The sequence below is a fragment of the Rossellomorea sp. NPDC071047 genome, assembly GCF_050270195.1.
In the GTDB taxonomy this organism is placed as follows: Bacteria; Bacillota; Bacilli; order Bacillales; family Bacillaceae_B; genus Rossellomorea.
In genome coordinates this window covers 47,586-61,956 of sequence record NZ_JBNNJT010000005.1, presented here as the reverse complement: position 1 = coordinate 61,956, position 14,371 = coordinate 47,586, and the positions used below count along the sequence as shown (strand labels likewise).

Below are 14,371 nucleotides of genomic sequence, written 5' to 3'. Positions count from 1 at the left end.
TGGCACCTCCTAATACGGTATTTGAACTATAATCTTCGTTCCTTTCCCAAGCCCACTATCTATCATTAATTCCCCGCCAATGCTTTTCACACGCTCTCTCATACCCTGGATCCCCACTGACGGCAGGGACTGTTTCCTGTCATATTGAAATCCGTATCCTCTATCTTCAATCGTTAATCGGATCGATTGTGCCTGACTTTTCAATGTATAGATTATGTTCTTTTCACCCGAATGTTTTTTACAATTATTCAGGGCTTCCTGACTGACACGCCACAATACTTCCTCTATTTTAGAGCTTAGGCTTATGACTCCCTCTACTTTCATTTCAAGGGTTAATCCGAGCATGTCTGCGTATCCTTTAGCAGCTTCCACCACACCGTTTTCCAAACCATGGGGCCTCAATTGCCAAATGAGGGCACGCATTTCCGATAGCGCTTCCTGGGCAAGACTTTGAATGGTCTTGAAGGTGTCCTTTACTTCCGCTTCCCCAGTCATCTCCGCTCCGCCTCTTGCCGTTAACGTAAGTGAAAACAACAGTTGGTTCACAGAATCATGAAGATCTCTCGCCAATCGGTTCCTTTCGCCAATCAGAGCAACTTCCTGCTCCTTCTTAGTCAGCATAATCCGCTTAATGGCCGAACCGATTTGAAAGGCAACCGATTCCAGAAGAGCCAGTTCATCAGTAGAAAAGTGGGTTTTATTCGGAGCTGCGACATTCAATAACCCAAAGGATTCACTTCCGGACTGAAGAGGTACGGTTGCATGATACGTGATTTCATCTGTATCCCCTCTGTTTTCTTCAATGGCCTGCTCAATCCGCTGACATTCGATGATATTGGATGCCTTCGTCAGTTTTCCATTTCGAAAGCGATTGACACACCAGCAGCCGCCCTTTTTCATCAATTCACATTTTCGGTCAGATAGTGACTTTGGGAGATTTTCATGGGAGACAAGCTCGTGACTTCCTTTCTTATCAATAAAGAAAATCCATCCTGTCGTGAAGCTTGTTCCTCTGATCAACTTCTTGATTGCACCTGAAAGCATGGAAGAAAGCTCTGTTTCATTGTTCAGCAATTCGGCTATCTCTTTCAAAAGCCCGATATTTGAAAGGGATTCTTGATTCATCTTCATCGTCCTCTCCGATCCTTCACTACTATTATATAGATTTTACACAAAACCGGTATTCTCAAAAAGAATGAAACGCTCTACGACCTTTGACTGAAAACATATGTTCTTTTTTAATTCAAAAAAAAACAAGAGATGCTCCAGCACATCTCTTGTATTGTATTACGCATTGCAATACTGCTGTAAAGGCCTTATGCCTCTCCTACAGATGAACTTACCATCGTTTCCACCTTCGCCATGACGGCTTCTTGCAGAGCATGTAATTTATCATCGCTATCGCTTTGTGTCTCACCAATCACGCTGAAGTAGAACTTGATCTTCGGCTCGGTTCCAGATGGACGCAAGCAAATCCATGATCCGTCTTCAAGATAGTATTTTAAAACATTGGAAGATGGAAGGTGAATGATTGATTCTTCACCTGATTGTAAATCGACTTTCTTACTTACTTTATAATCTTCCGATGAAACGACCTGCATACCTGCCACTTCTTTCAAAGGCTCGTTTCTGAAGTCCTTCAGAATCCCCTGAATTTGTTCAGCGCCTTCTTTTCCTTTAAGAGTTAAACTCTTTAATCCTTCTTGATAGAAGCCATGCCGTTCAAATAAATCATTCAGTACATTATATAGTGTTTTTCCTTGCTTCTTATAGTAAGCCGCCGCTTCTGCTGCCATCAGCACGGCTTGAATGGCATCTTTATCACGGGCGAAGTCGCCGATTAAGTACCCATAGCTTTCTTCATAACCAAATAAGAAGGAGTATTCGCCTGTTTCTTCATACTTCTTGATTTTTTCACCGATAAATTTGAAGCCTGTCAGAACATCTTCCACTGAAGCTCCGTAATGTTCTGCCACTTTACGGCCTAATTCAGAAGTAACGATGGTTTTGAATACCCGTCCATTTTCAGGGATCATATTTTTTTCTTGTTTACGTGCCAGTATATAATCCAGCAGAATAGCTCCTGTTTGGTTTCCAGTGAGAAGGATATACTCGCCTGATTCCCCTTTAACGGCTACACCTAATCGGTCTGCATCCGGATCTGTCGCAATCAGGATATCTGCGTCGATTTCCTTTCCGTCACGGATGGCATATTCAAAGGCAGCTTTATCTTCCGGATTCGGGGATTTCACAGTCGTAAACTCAGGATCTGGAATCGCCTGCTCCTTTACAATGTGAACAGACTCGAATCCTAAGGCTTTCAGACCCTTTTCAGCCATCTTCAAAGCTGTTCCATGTAATGGAGAAAATACGATTTTCAGATCGACTTCCTTGGCGATTTGCGGTTTTTCAGAAATCGAAATCAGATGCTCCAGGTAAGATTGATCGATCTCTTCGCCAATCATTTTAATCAGGCCGGATGATTTCAATTCTTCTTCGGATTTCACTTTGATTTCCAGCTCATTTTCCACTTCATTCACTTTATCGATAACGGCATCGGCTATGTGTGGGGGCAGCTGAGCTCCATCCTCACCGTATACTTTGTAACCATTATATTCAGGTGGATTATGGCTTGCCGTGACTACGATTCCAGAGAATGCCTTTAATTGTCTAAGGGCAAATGAAAGCTCCGGAGTTGGTTTCAGTTCGTCGAACACATATGTTTGAATACCATGTGTAGCTAACGTCTTCGCTGATTCCATGGCAAATTCAGGAGATTTATAACGGGAATCGTAAGCGATTACAACTCCGCGCTTTTTAGCCTCTTCACCTTGTTCTTCTATGTATCGTGCTAATCCTTCTGAGGCCTTTCTAACTGTATAAATGTTCATTCGATTGGTTCCGGGACCAATTTCTCCCCTCATTCCACCAGTACCGAATTCCAGGTTTTTGTAGAATGCGTCTTCTAAGGTTTTCTCATCGTCTTTCATTGCTCCTAAAAGCTCGTTGATCTCTTCATCCAGATGCAAGTAGTCGCTCCATTTTTCCCAAGATGTTTTCCAACTCAAAACGATCCCCTCCTAATGCTGTATAATAATAAATTCTATCACAAATTGTTGAAATCCTGCTAAAACAATCCGTCACATGTCGACAAGATTCGTTCAGACCTTATTTTAGCATAATTTTTCTCAAAAGAATTTGTCTTTTTTTCTCAAAAAAGCCTCACTGAACAAATCAGAGAGGCTTTTTCTGGATTACTTCTTATAATTCACTCCATACACATCATGGCGGCGATCTTTCAGCTGGCGGACCGTACCCGATTGACGCTGGCGTCGCAGCACTTCGAGGTCGACGTCTCCGATCATGACCATTTCAATGTTCGGATTCGTCTCTCCGACAATTCCGTCACGTGCGAATTCAAAGTCAGATGGAGCAAAGATACCTGATTGAGCGTATTGAATGTCCATGTTTTCTGTTTGTGGAAGATTCCCGACTGTACCGGAAATGACCGTGTAAATCTGATTTTCGACTGCACGGGCCTGTGCACAGTATCTGACACGGAGATATCCTTGGCGATCTTCTGTACAGAATGGAGTAAAGATGATCTTCGCCCCTTTGTCAGTTGCGATACGGGCCAGCTCAGGGAATTCAATATCATAGCAGATTTGAATCGCGATCTTCCCGCAATCCGTGTCGAATACCCTTACTGAATCCCCAGGACTGATTCCCCACCATTTTCGTTCATTTGGTGTGATATGAACCTTGTACTGTTTCTCGATCGTTCCATCACGACGGAATAAGTATGCGATGTTATAGATTTCATCGTCTTCTTCCTTAACGAAGTGAGAACCCCCAATGATATTCACGTTGTAACGCACCGCCAAATCCGTGAATAATTCGATATATTCCTCAGTAAAATCAGTCAGTTTTCTCACAGCTAAGCTCGGTGACTGGATGTTCAAGAATGACATGAGCTGCGTGGTGAAGATTTCAGGGAACACGACGAAATCAGATTTTGCATCTGATGCAACATCTGTGAAGTATTCAACCTGGTTCGCGAACTCCTCGAAGGAATTGATTTTACGCATCATGTATTGAACAACACAGATTCTTACAGGATAACTTGTTTTAAAATGCCGTTTGCTCGACGGACGGTAATCGACGTTATTCCATTCCATTAAGGTGGCATATTTATGTGATCGTTTGTCATCAGGCAAATAGTTCGGGTTGATCCGCATCAGGGTGAAGCCGTTCAATAACTGGAATGATAGTACAGGGTCGTAGATCTTATGACGCCCGACTGAATCCACGTACTCCCGTGGAGACATCTCCTCTGAGTGTTTATGGTAGTTCGGGATGCGTCCCCCGATGATGATACTCTTTAAATTCCACTGTCGTGCAAGATCTTTCCTTGCTTCATATAATCGGTGTCCTACCTTCATTCGTCGGTACTCAGGATGAACCATGACTTCGATTCCGTACAGGTTATAGCCATCGGGATTGTGATTCGTTATGTAGCCATTATCCGTAACATCATCCCATGTATGGCGGTCGTCATACTCGTCAAAGTTAATGATCAGACTCGAGCATGATGCAATAATTTCCCCTTCTAATTCGGCGACAAGCTGACCTTCCGGAAACACGTCCAAATGACTTTCCAGGTGCTCCACCTTCCAGGGATCCATACCCGGGAAACAAACAGACTGCATGTTGATGATATCTTGAATGTCCTTATGTTCCATTGGACGAATGATCATTTTCTTTTCGAACTGTGATAAGTCTAGTTTTTCTGCCATCTATGATCTACTCCTTCATAAAATACCTGAATTATATACCCTTATAGTGCACTGTTGAAACGAAGTTCATGACAGTCCATCCCTTTTATTTTAGCAAAGGGGTGTGAATGATTTGAAGAGATTTGGTGTTAAATATTCTTAAAATAGCCAGTAGTGGTTGATTTCCGCTCCAGGTGCTCGCTTTCCGCTCCAATCCACTTAGCTATTATTTATTTCATAGCTCATTAACACCAAACAAACATTACAAAAATGTCCTTAAAAATAGAAGCACCCTCATTCATGGGTGCTTCCTTCCATTACCCTTTAAGATAGTAAGCCGTTGCTTCCCAAGGGTTTAAAGTAAACTCATCTTTTTCATGCTTTTCTTCGTTTGTTATGAGGATTTCAGCCCGATTGATATCAAAAGAAGCGACGTTACCAATGACTTGCTTTTCACCGGATACATTGCAAAGAACCAGAATCTTCTCGTTTCCATAGGCTCTCGTATAGGCATATACGGAAGGATGGTCTGCATAGTGGAGCTCGAATGATCCATATGGAATAATTTCATGCTCTTTACGAAGAGCGATCAATTTTTGATAGTAGTAAAAAATGGATTCCGAATCTTTTAACGCTTCTTCGGCATTAATTACTTTGTAGTTGGGGTTAAGGGCAATCCAGGGCTCTCCTTCCGTGAACCCTCCCTGGTCGCTGCTGTTCCACTGCATAGGGGTTCTTGCGTTGTCTCTTCCCTTTACATAAATGGACTTCATGATTTCTTCAGGATCCATACCTTCTTCTGTTTTTTCACGGTACATGTTAAGGGTTTCGATATCCTTGTACTCTTCAATGGAAGAGAAGCGAACATTTGTCATTCCGATTTCTTCCCCTTGATAAATGTAAGGCGTTCCCTGCATCAGATGAAGGAGTGTTGCCAGCATTTTGGCAGATTTCACACGGTACTCTCCATCGTCACCAAGTCGTGAAACAATCCTTGGCTGATCGTGATTGTTCCAATACAAACTGTTCCAGCCCTTCCCGTGAAGTTCTGTCTGCCACTTCGTAAAAATGGTTTTCAATTTTACAAGGTCGAAAGGAATGATGTCCCATTTCCCTCCTGGCCCCGAGTCCACATCCATATGTTCGAACTGAAATACCATATTCACCTCATTGCGGTCCTCACCTGTATATAATACGGCTTCATCCGGTGTCACACCCGGCATTTCACCAACCGTCATCGCATCATATTGGGATAAGACTTCTTGATTCATTTCCTTAAGGAATTCATGAATGCGCGGACCGTTCATAAAGTACTCATGACCGGAAGCATACACCTTTCCTTCAGGATTAGGAGCATCAGGCAATGTTGGCACTTTCGAAATGAAGTTGATGACGTCCATACGGAAACCATCGATCCCTTTATCCAGCCAAAATTTCATCATGTCATAGATTTCCTGGCGCAGCTTCGGACTTTCCCAGTTTAGATCCGGCTGCTTTTTAGAAAAGAGATGTAAGAAATATTCCTTTGTCGTCTCATCATATTCCCAAGCAGAACCGCTAAAAACAGACTCCCAGTTGTTCGGTTCTTTACCATCTTTTCCTTCACGCCAAATATAATAATCACGGTATGGATTGTCTTTTGATTTCCTCGATTCCACAAACCAGCCGTGCTCATCTGAAGAATGATTCACCACTAAGTCCATCACAAGCTTCATACCACGGATATGCATTTCCTCAAGCATTTCTTCCCAATCAGCCATCGTGCCGAACTCAGCCATAATCTTTTTATAATTGCTTATATCATAACCATTATCATCATTCGGAGATTCATACACAGGTGATAACCAAACCACATCAATGCCCAGTTCTTTCAGATAATCCAATTTAGAAATAATTCCTCTGATATCCCCGACGCCATCACCATTTGAATCCATGAAACTGCGAGGGTAAATTTGATAGACGACTGATTCTTTCCACCATTGTTTTGTCATATGTGATTCCTCCTGTTAGGTACATTCTAAGTATAAAACGCTTACTGCAAACGTTTGCACAAATCGTTAAAAAAATATCATATTTATTCATAAAGATTTCTCATTTTACATTTATAATAATAACATACTATAATTTGATAGAATATACTAAGAAAGGAATTCTATATGAATAAAAAAGCAGATTCTCTGTTGTTCCTAGCATGGGCTTCCTCTCTTGTCGCAACTATGGGAAGCTTATATTTCTCTGAAATCCTGAAATATGAACCATGTGAATTATGCTGGTATCAGCGTATTTTAATGTATCCGATGGTCATTCTATTAGGTGTGGCCTATGTCCGCAAAGATTTTCAAGCGGCATTATATTCTACTATTTTATCGGGAATCGGCCTTCTCGTTTCCTTGTATCACTACTCTATTCAAAAAGTTTCAATCCTAACAGAGAGTGCACCTGCCTGCGGACGGGTCCCATGTACAGGCGAATACATCAACCTGTTCGGCTTTATCACCATCCCATTCTTGGCATTGACCGGTTTCAGTATCATCTTCATCGCAAGTGTAATGGTATTAAAAGCATTAAAGGAGGACAAATAGATTGAAGAAAATCATCATATTCCTAGTAGCGATCGTCGCATTATTTGCTGCCATCGCGCTCATCACAAGCATGCAAAACAATCAAAAGGCAGAGGGAAATAAGTTTAAAAAAGCGAATCTTGAACCGGCCACTGTCGAATTGCTGGACGACCCTAACTATCAGAATGTAATCCTACCAGAGGAATTAGAAGAGAAATTAAAGAATAACGAAGATGTGACTGTGTATTTCTACAGCTCCTCATGTATTCATTGTAAGAGGACTACTCCTGTACTTGCTCCACTTGCCGAAGACATGGGAGTCGACATGGTTCAGTACAATCTACTTGAATTTGAACAAGGATGGGATCAATACCGAATCGAATCCACTCCAACACTGGTTCATTTCGAAGATGGAAAAGAAGTAGCGAGAATCGTAGGAGAACAGCCTAAAGAAGAATTCAAGACGTTTTTTGAAGAGAACGTTACGAAAGAATAATAAAGCAAAAAAAGAGGGGCTGACTTTTCCACGAGTCAGCCCCTTTCAAGTGAGGAGGAATTTCAAGATGAAGATACTGTGTACCTTCAAAATCAACTTATTACAAGCTATTTTCCCCTCACTGGAATCTTCTAAACATTTTTATACGAATTTTCTAAAGTATCAAACTTTTCCTGACGTGATTTTCTAAACAAGCAGCTGGTTATCCGCTCTGGAATAAATACTTAAATTATGCTTACAATCAGATTCTTCACTGAATTGATCATACGACAGTGGGAAAAACATACCAAACCCCTGAAGTATTTCAGCATTGTGGTAAAACATTTCTTCATACACTTCTTCTTTTGATCCGCTCTCGATAATGGAAATCAATGTTTGTAAGCTTGAAATCACCTGGAACGCTTCTTTAAGGGTTCCGAAGTATTCAAAGTTTCTTGTCGTCGTATGTAATACTTGCATATCATCAAATTGCTCAATTTCATCATCTGTGAAATAATCAGGGAAAATAGTACAATACATGTACTGTATGAGCTCTTGAATTTTATCTTCCTGTTCATGTGTTGATGCTAGTAAAACTTTCACCGTCATAACCCACCTTTGTAATGGTTGTAATCTCTCTGTAATAGATATATTAAGGATAACATAGAAGTAGAACCCACAGCGTGGTAATTATACCCATGAATTGGGTTGAATAGGTGTTAAATTAGGCTTAAACACCCACACACGTATACGATTTTTGTCATTTGAAGGAGTTTTTTGATGAAAACACAGAAAAAAGGAGAACTATTTGAACTAGTCATTCCGAATAAATGGAAAAATGTAACGATTGAAACAATTCTTAGAAATCACTGGAAAGCACCTAAGAAACTAGTTCATTCCATGAGGATGGCGGGTGATATTAGAGTGAACGGGAATTCGATTTCCTGGACCCAGCCCCTATCCCCTGGAGATACCCTTCAGCTTCGATTATTTAAAGAAGTAGGATACGATGTCCCTCCGACCTACGGAGAAATCGATGTACTATTCGAAGATGCCCATCTGATTGTCGTCAACAAATCTGCGGGAATTGATACTCACCCAAACCATCCGAATGAGACGGATACCCTTGCAAATCTGGTTGCCTTTCATTATCAAGCCCGGGGAGAAAGCTGCCGCGTCCAGCACATTCACCGTTTGGATCATGATACTTCGGGAGCGATCATCTTCGCCAAGCACCCGTTAAGTAAAGCGATTCTTGACCGCCTTCTCACCGAGAGACAGATCAAGCGTACATACCACGCTCTCATTCATGGTCGACTGATGCAGAAAAAAGGCACCATCTCTGAACCGATTGGAAGGGATCGCCATCACAATACCAGAAGAAGAGTTTCACCTTCTGGTCAGGATGCGGTCACTCACTACAAGGTGCTGGAGTATAAAAATCCTTATACTTTAGTGGAAGTCCAGCTTGATACGGGCCGCACACACCAGATTCGAGTCCATATGGGTCACATCGGTCATCCTTTAGTCGGTGACATATTATATGGAGGAAAGCCGATTTTCAAAAGGCAAGCGTTACATGCAGCACGGATTTCATTTCCTCATCCCTTGACTGGCGAATGGATTGAGTGTGAGGCTGCTTGTGCCGATGATATTGGACTTTGAGAACAAAAAAAGCGAGCCACTCTCGAGCGGCTCGCTTTTTTATATGTTATTTATTTCAATCCGTTTTTCACAGCTTCAGCGATTTGTATCGTACGGCGAGTTTGGTGTTTCACGGCAGGCTCTACGGATTCAACCATATTGCCCTCTTGATCGACCGTTACACTCGTTCCATACGGGTTTCCTCCTGTAGTAAAGCTTGATTGGTCTGTGTACCCTGGAGCCGCTATGATTGCACCCCAGTGCATCATAGTTGTATATAGAGCCAGAACCGTCTGTTCCTGCCCACCGTGTGAGTTGCTCGCAGATGATGTGGCACTTACTACTTTATTTGCAAGTTTCCCGTTGAACCAAAGACCTCCAGTAGTATCCAGGAAGGCTTTGACTTGAGATGGAACATTTCCGAATCGTGTTGGAACGTTGAAAAGGTAAGCGTCTGCCCATTCAAGATCGTCAAGTGTCGCAACAGGCACGATATCTTTTGTTTCATTATAGTGCTTTTCCCATGCCGGGTTTGAAGCGATCGCTCCTTCAGGTGCCGTTTCTTCAAAACGAAGTACTTTCACTTCAGCACCTGCTTCTTTCGCAGCCTCTTCTGCCCATTTCGCCATTTGATAATTTGTTCCCGTTGAACTGTAGTACATGATTGCTAATTTTACGTTAGACATAGTCGAAATCTCTCCTTTAAATATGGTTTTTATATAGTAAATAAGTGAAACACCGAATCTGAGTGCAGGTAAATCAATCAACATTCACCTGCATTATTCATTTGCTACCAAATTTAAAATAGTGATGTTGGATTGCACGCCGAGTTTCTGTGTTGGATTTCCACATCAGATAATTCCTACTGAAAAATGAACCTTATCTAAAATAAGAGTGCGTCTATAGAAAATGATCCTGCCCCTACCAGAGCTACCCCTAGAGCAACAACAATGATCATCACATTATATTCTGTACCATTTTGTGTTACCCAATAACCATTTGGTCCGTGAACTTTCACAATCGCTACAATCATCGTTCCAATGATAAGTAACGCTGCTAATGGCGTCAGGAACCCCGCTGCGAATAGTAATCCCCCTGCAACTTCAGAAAGTCCTGCAAGTAATGCCATCGTTTTTCCCGGCTTGATTCCAATGGACTCAAAGAAGCCACCGGTTCCTTGTAGTCCGTGTCCACCAAACCATCCAAATAACTTCTGTGCTCCATGAGCAGCGAATGTTAACCCCACTACTAAACGAATAACCAATAAACCGAACGCAGCTAATGCTGTCATCTTACTTCCTCCTTTATGTTTTCCCATCGAGATGTAGCTTCAAACATTTCAAATTCAATTATTCTCAAATCATTTATCTTGAATTTGAGATATATGCGTAAAAAAAGAGTACATGTTATCTCGAATGTATTTATTTTGATTTCGAGATAATTGTATAATACTCCTTACTTCTCTGTCAATAACTATTTTACAACTTTTTAAATAGTGGGTACCTGAAGGCAGGAGGACAAAAATAAGAGGTCCATCCCTCATCTGGAGGGACGGACCTCTTATTAATATACAGATTAGAAATCGAAGTTGTCCGGATCTGGTCCGAAACGTTCGTCGAGATTTAATCCATTGATTTGGTTCATTTCTTCTAGTGATAATTCAAAGTTGAATAGATCTGCGTTTTCTTTTATACGGCTTTCATGAACAGATTTAGGAATGATGATGACATCATTCTGAAGGTGCCAGCGCAGAATCACTTGGGCAGCGGATTTTTCATGCTTTTCAGCAATGTGATTCAGTGTTGGTTCATCCAGTACACGCCCTTGAGCGATTGGTGACCATGCTTCCACTGCAATATTTTGTGATGCACAGAACTCTCTTATTTTTTCCTGATTCAGACGAGGGTGTAATTCGATTTGATTTAATACAGGCTTCTCATTGCTGTTCTTCATCAAATCTTCAAGGTGATGCTGATGGAAGTTGCTTACACCGATGGATTTCACTAACCCTTCGCTATGCAGTCTTTCGAGTGCCTTCCATGTATCATTGTACTTTCCCTCTACCGGCCAGTGAATTAAATAAAGATCCATGTAGTCCATATCAAGCTTTTTCAGGCTGGTTTCGAATGCTTTCAATGTTGTATCGTAGCCTTGATCACCATTCCATACTTTCGATGTAATGAACAGTTCCTCTCTCGCTACTCCACCTTCTTTCACACCTTGACCTACACTTTCTTCATTGTCGTAGATCGCAGCTGTATCAATGGAACGGTACCCTGACTTAATCGCTGTTTGAACAGCCTGCACCGTTTCAGACGGATCTTTCATTTGGTAAACTCCTAAACCGACATAAGGAATTTCGATCCCGTTATGTAGTGTCTTAGTGCTCTGTAAGTTTTTTAACATATTGCATCCCTCCTGAATTACTATTTTACAAATTCACTCAGCTTTTTGCGAATGTTATGATTGAAAGATTCTTTTATATACTAAATTAAGGTCCGTCCCTCTGTATGAGGGACGGACCTACTTGGAGCTTCTACCTGCCAATAAATTGCTCTTTTCTCTTCCCGATAAACGCGAGCTTATGCAGGGGACGGGTCATGGCCACATATTGGAGCTTGATGTCGAGTTCGTTTTCCGGATTGAATGCCTCATCAACCGCTGCAATGATGACCACATCGAATTCGAGCCCTTTTGACAGATAAGATGGGACGACGACGATTTGATCTTTCGGGATCGATTCCTGTTCTTCTAATAACTTCACTTTCCCGGGCTGCCTCTCTTGAAGGATTTCGCTGATTTTCACACAATCCTTCATGCTTTTTCCAATCACGGCGAAGGTTTGGAATCCTTCTTCCCGTCCAGAATTCACCTTCTCCTCGATTACCGCAGCCAATTCTTCCAATTCCACATACTCATCGAAGCTGGGAGAATCTCCATGTCTCACCACTGGATTCACTTTAGGAAAATCGTAGGGTAAGAGATTCAGCAGTTTATTCGCTTCCTCCATGATTTCAATCGTGGTTCGATAGCTTTTTTGCAGCTCGGTATAGGTAGCCCTCGGAAACACATCTCTATACACCGGCTCCCATGACTGAAGTCCACGATAGGAGTGAATCCCCTGGGCAAGATCCCCCACCAGTGTAAACATGTCGGTTTCCAGTGCCCTCTTCAAGGAATAAAGCTGCATATAACTATAATCCTGAGCTTCATCAATCACGATATTTTTTGCTTTATAAAATTTATCGATCCCATACAAGTGAGTTTGCAAGTATAGAAGGATGGCTAAGTCTTCTACCTCATACTGTTTCTTCTTCACATATTTCAACGTATATTGACTAAGCTGTTCTGCCTGTTGCATGCTTAGCTCACCTTTCGAGTATGAAGCCAGCCGTTTGGGATCTGAAAACAATTCTATGAAGTATTGATCCAGGTTTTTCTTTTCAAACTGCCTCATGTAGGCCGTAACGCTTGTTCGGATCGACTTCTTAATTTCTTCAATCCGCTCACTTTTCTTGTCCAATGCTTTTGACACATAGTCCTTCCGGTTTGCTGCCTGTATCCTTTGAAAGAGCGCTGTTTCGATCCGTTCATCGAAAAACTTCTCTACCTTCTCCACCATCTGTTTCTTGTTCGTCCGAACATAACTCTGTAAGAGAGTCTTGAGCTTTTCTATCCTGCGATAGATTGGCATATACGTATATTCATCTTTAAAAAGATGAGTGAACTTTTTTGCCGTGTAAAGCTTGTATTTATCAACATAGAAGTCCTTTGATGTATAAAAACGCTGTTCAATTTCTTCAATATAATAATCAAGGATTCTCCTGAATGCTTTGGAGCCTTTAAACCCTGATATCCAGGATGCAGTCACTACGTCTTCACCGTGGGTTTCAATTAACTGAATGAGCTTGTTATCTTCTACTAATTTCAGCTTTTTCTCTAAGCAGGTCATGACATAATCAGTGAACGTCGTTTGTCTTACACGTTCTACTCCAAGTTCCGGCAATGCCTCTGAAATATAGTCGATGAATAAATTACTCGGCGCTAAAATCATTAGTTGTCTGGGATCAAAATGTTGTTTGTAATTGTAAATGAAATATGAAATCCGGTGAAGGGCGATGGTGGTCTTTCCGCTTCCTGCCGCTCCTTGAACAATGATGGGCTTGTTAAGATCTGCCCGGATGATCCGGTTTTGTTCTTCTTGAATGGTGGAAATGATTTCAGTTAAACGATTGCTGGAGCTTTTGGCTAATGAATCCTGAAGCAATTCATCAGTGGTCGTTAAATCTATATCCCTGATTTCCTCTAACAAACCATCCTCAATCATGTACTGGCGCTTTAATGAAAGATCTCCTTCATATGTCTCGTCTTCCGCTTCATACGAAACATCACCGATTCTTCCTTCGTAATACAGGTTTGCGATGGGAGACCGCCAGTCCACGATGATTTGTTCTTGATTCTCCCTCTGATACAGGGAGGTCTTCCCAATATAGTGCTTCTCCACCTTGTCCGAGCCCTCATGTTGAAAATCAATCCTGGCAAAATACGGTTTCGTTTTCGCTTTCGTCAGGGACTCAAGTTCTTCTTTGGACATCTCAAAAAAGCTTGAGTTCGTCAAGATATCGATGTAAGCAGCACTCGACTCGCCCCAATCAATATCTCCAAAAGCTTTTTCCATGTTTTCCTTATACTTTTCCTTACTCGTCTGGGATGTGCTGATGACTACATCAATGTAACGCTTCGTAAACTCCAGGCGTTCTGATTCAGTTGAAAAATCGGGATGAATTGTTGATTCCTTCGTCATACATTTCTCCTTCCAAATGTTAGTAGCCGCAATGGAGAAAAAACGTCATACCACTTCCACCAAGGTAATGACTCTAGGTGAATGCGCATATCGAAATCTGTAAAAATTATGT

Annotated in this window: 12 protein-coding genes; 3 read left to right on the top strand and 9 right to left on the bottom strand. The window is 41.7% G+C overall.

The genetic code is table 11. The annotated features are described in order from the left end of the window. Nucleotides 1-9 precede the first annotated feature (9 nt). The 4 genes from ACQKFO_RS16920 to ACQKFO_RS16905 form a co-directional block, all read right to left on the bottom strand. Entirely contained in the window at nucleotides 10-1,125 is a 1,116-nt protein-coding gene (locus ACQKFO_RS16920; RefSeq protein ID WP_427600297.1) for a GAF domain-containing sensor histidine kinase, read from the bottom strand. Between the two features lie 191 nt (nucleotides 1,126-1,316). After that, the gene (locus tag ACQKFO_RS16915) at nucleotides 1,317-3,068 is read right to left on the bottom strand and encodes a phospho-sugar mutase (protein WP_427600048.1); all 1,752 of its coding nucleotides are present in this window, start codon (nucleotides 3,066-3,068) and stop codon (nucleotides 1,317-1,319) included. 186 nt (nucleotides 3,069-3,254) lie between these two features. Continuing rightward, the gene (locus ACQKFO_RS16910) at nucleotides 3,255-4,796 is read right to left on the bottom strand and encodes a bifunctional GNAT family N-acetyltransferase/carbon-nitrogen hydrolase family protein (RefSeq protein WP_149155024.1); all 1,542 of its coding nucleotides are present in this window, start codon (nucleotides 4,794-4,796) and stop codon (nucleotides 3,255-3,257) included. A 296-nt stretch (nucleotides 4,797-5,092) separates the two neighbouring features. Beyond that, nucleotides 5,093-6,766, bottom strand: a complete 1,674-nt coding sequence (locus ACQKFO_RS16905) for a glycoside hydrolase family 13 protein (RefSeq protein WP_427600047.1) — start codon at nucleotides 6,764-6,766, stop codon at nucleotides 5,093-5,095. Between the two features lie 165 nt (nucleotides 6,767-6,931). On the opposite strand from ACQKFO_RS16905, the gene ACQKFO_RS16900 reads away from it, so the two are divergent. After that, entirely contained in the window at nucleotides 6,932-7,357 is a 426-nt protein-coding gene (locus tag ACQKFO_RS16900) for a disulfide oxidoreductase (protein WP_427600046.1), read from the top strand. Between the two features lies 1 nt (nucleotide 7,358). Continuing rightward, entirely contained in the window at nucleotides 7,359-7,832 is a 474-nt protein-coding gene (locus tag ACQKFO_RS16895; protein WP_427600045.1) for a thioredoxin family protein, read from the top strand. Nucleotides 7,833-8,018: 186 nt separating this feature from the next. Here the strand turns inward: ACQKFO_RS16895 and ACQKFO_RS16890 are convergent, their stop codons facing one another. Continuing rightward, entirely contained in the window at nucleotides 8,019-8,420 is a 402-nt protein-coding gene (locus ACQKFO_RS16890) for a DUF5365 family protein (protein WP_427600044.1), read from the bottom strand. A gap of 171 nt (nucleotides 8,421-8,591) precedes the next feature. Between ACQKFO_RS16890 and ACQKFO_RS16885 the strand changes: the two genes are divergently transcribed. Beyond that, the gene (locus tag ACQKFO_RS16885) at nucleotides 8,592-9,476 is read left to right on the top strand and encodes an RluA family pseudouridine synthase (protein WP_427600043.1); all 885 of its coding nucleotides are present in this window, start codon (nucleotides 8,592-8,594) and stop codon (nucleotides 9,474-9,476) included. A gap of 50 nt (nucleotides 9,477-9,526) precedes the next feature. On the opposite strand, the gene wrbA is transcribed toward ACQKFO_RS16885, so the two are convergent. The 4 genes from wrbA to helD form a co-directional block, all read right to left on the bottom strand. Further along, nucleotides 9,527-10,141, bottom strand: coding sequence for an NAD(P)H:quinone oxidoreductase (wrbA, locus tag ACQKFO_RS16880; RefSeq protein ID WP_113969462.1), 615 nt, complete (start codon nucleotides 10,139-10,141; stop codon nucleotides 9,527-9,529). Nucleotides 10,142-10,338: 197 nt separating this feature from the next. After that, on the bottom strand, nucleotides 10,339-10,746 hold the full coding sequence (locus ACQKFO_RS16875; protein ID WP_427600042.1) for a DoxX family protein: 408 nt from the start codon (nucleotides 10,744-10,746) through the stop codon (nucleotides 10,339-10,341). A gap of 284 nt (nucleotides 10,747-11,030) precedes the next feature. After that, complete coding sequence (locus ACQKFO_RS16870; protein WP_427600041.1) at nucleotides 11,031-11,861, bottom strand: aldo/keto reductase; 831 nt, start codon at nucleotides 11,859-11,861, stop codon at nucleotides 11,031-11,033. Between the two features lie 130 nt (nucleotides 11,862-11,991). Next, complete coding sequence (gene helD, locus ACQKFO_RS16865) at nucleotides 11,992-14,259, bottom strand: RNA polymerase recycling motor HelD (protein WP_427600040.1); 2,268 nt, start codon at nucleotides 14,257-14,259, stop codon at nucleotides 11,992-11,994. Nucleotides 14,260-14,371: the final 112 nt, after the last annotated feature.

Bases quoted from the DNA above. Each gene is read 5' to 3' on its own strand.
- ACQKFO_RS16920 (WP_427600297.1), bottom strand. From the start codon at position 1,125: ATGAATCAAGAATCCCTTTCAAATATCGGGCTTTTGAAAGAGATAGCC.
- ACQKFO_RS16910 (WP_149155024.1), bottom strand. From the start codon at position 4,796: ATGGCAGAAAAACTAGACTTATCACAGTTCGAAAAGAAAATGATCATT.
- ACQKFO_RS16905 (WP_427600047.1), bottom strand. From the start codon at position 6,766: ATGACAAAACAATGGTGGAAAGAATCAGTCGTCTATCAAATTTACCCT.
- ACQKFO_RS16900 (WP_427600046.1), top strand. From the start codon at position 6,932: ATGAATAAAAAAGCAGATTCTCTGTTGTTCCTAGCATGGGCTTCCTCT.
- ACQKFO_RS16890 (WP_427600044.1), bottom strand. From the start codon at position 8,420: ATGACGGTGAAAGTTTTACTAGCATCAACACATGAACAGGAAGATAAA.
- ACQKFO_RS16885 (WP_427600043.1), top strand. From the start codon at position 8,592: ATGAAAACACAGAAAAAAGGAGAACTATTTGAACTAGTCATTCCGAAT.
- wrbA (WP_113969462.1), bottom strand. From the start codon at position 10,141: ATGTCTAACGTAAAATTAGCAATCATGTACTACAGTTCAACGGGAACA.
- ACQKFO_RS16875 (WP_427600042.1), bottom strand. From the start codon at position 10,746: ATGACAGCATTAGCTGCGTTCGGTTTATTGGTTATTCGTTTAGTAGTG.
- ACQKFO_RS16870 (WP_427600041.1), bottom strand. From the start codon at position 11,861: ATGTTAAAAAACTTACAGAGCACTAAGACACTACATAACGGGATCGAA.
- helD (WP_427600040.1), bottom strand. From the start codon at position 14,259: ATGACGAAGGAATCAACAATTCATCCCGATTTTTCAACTGAATCAGAA.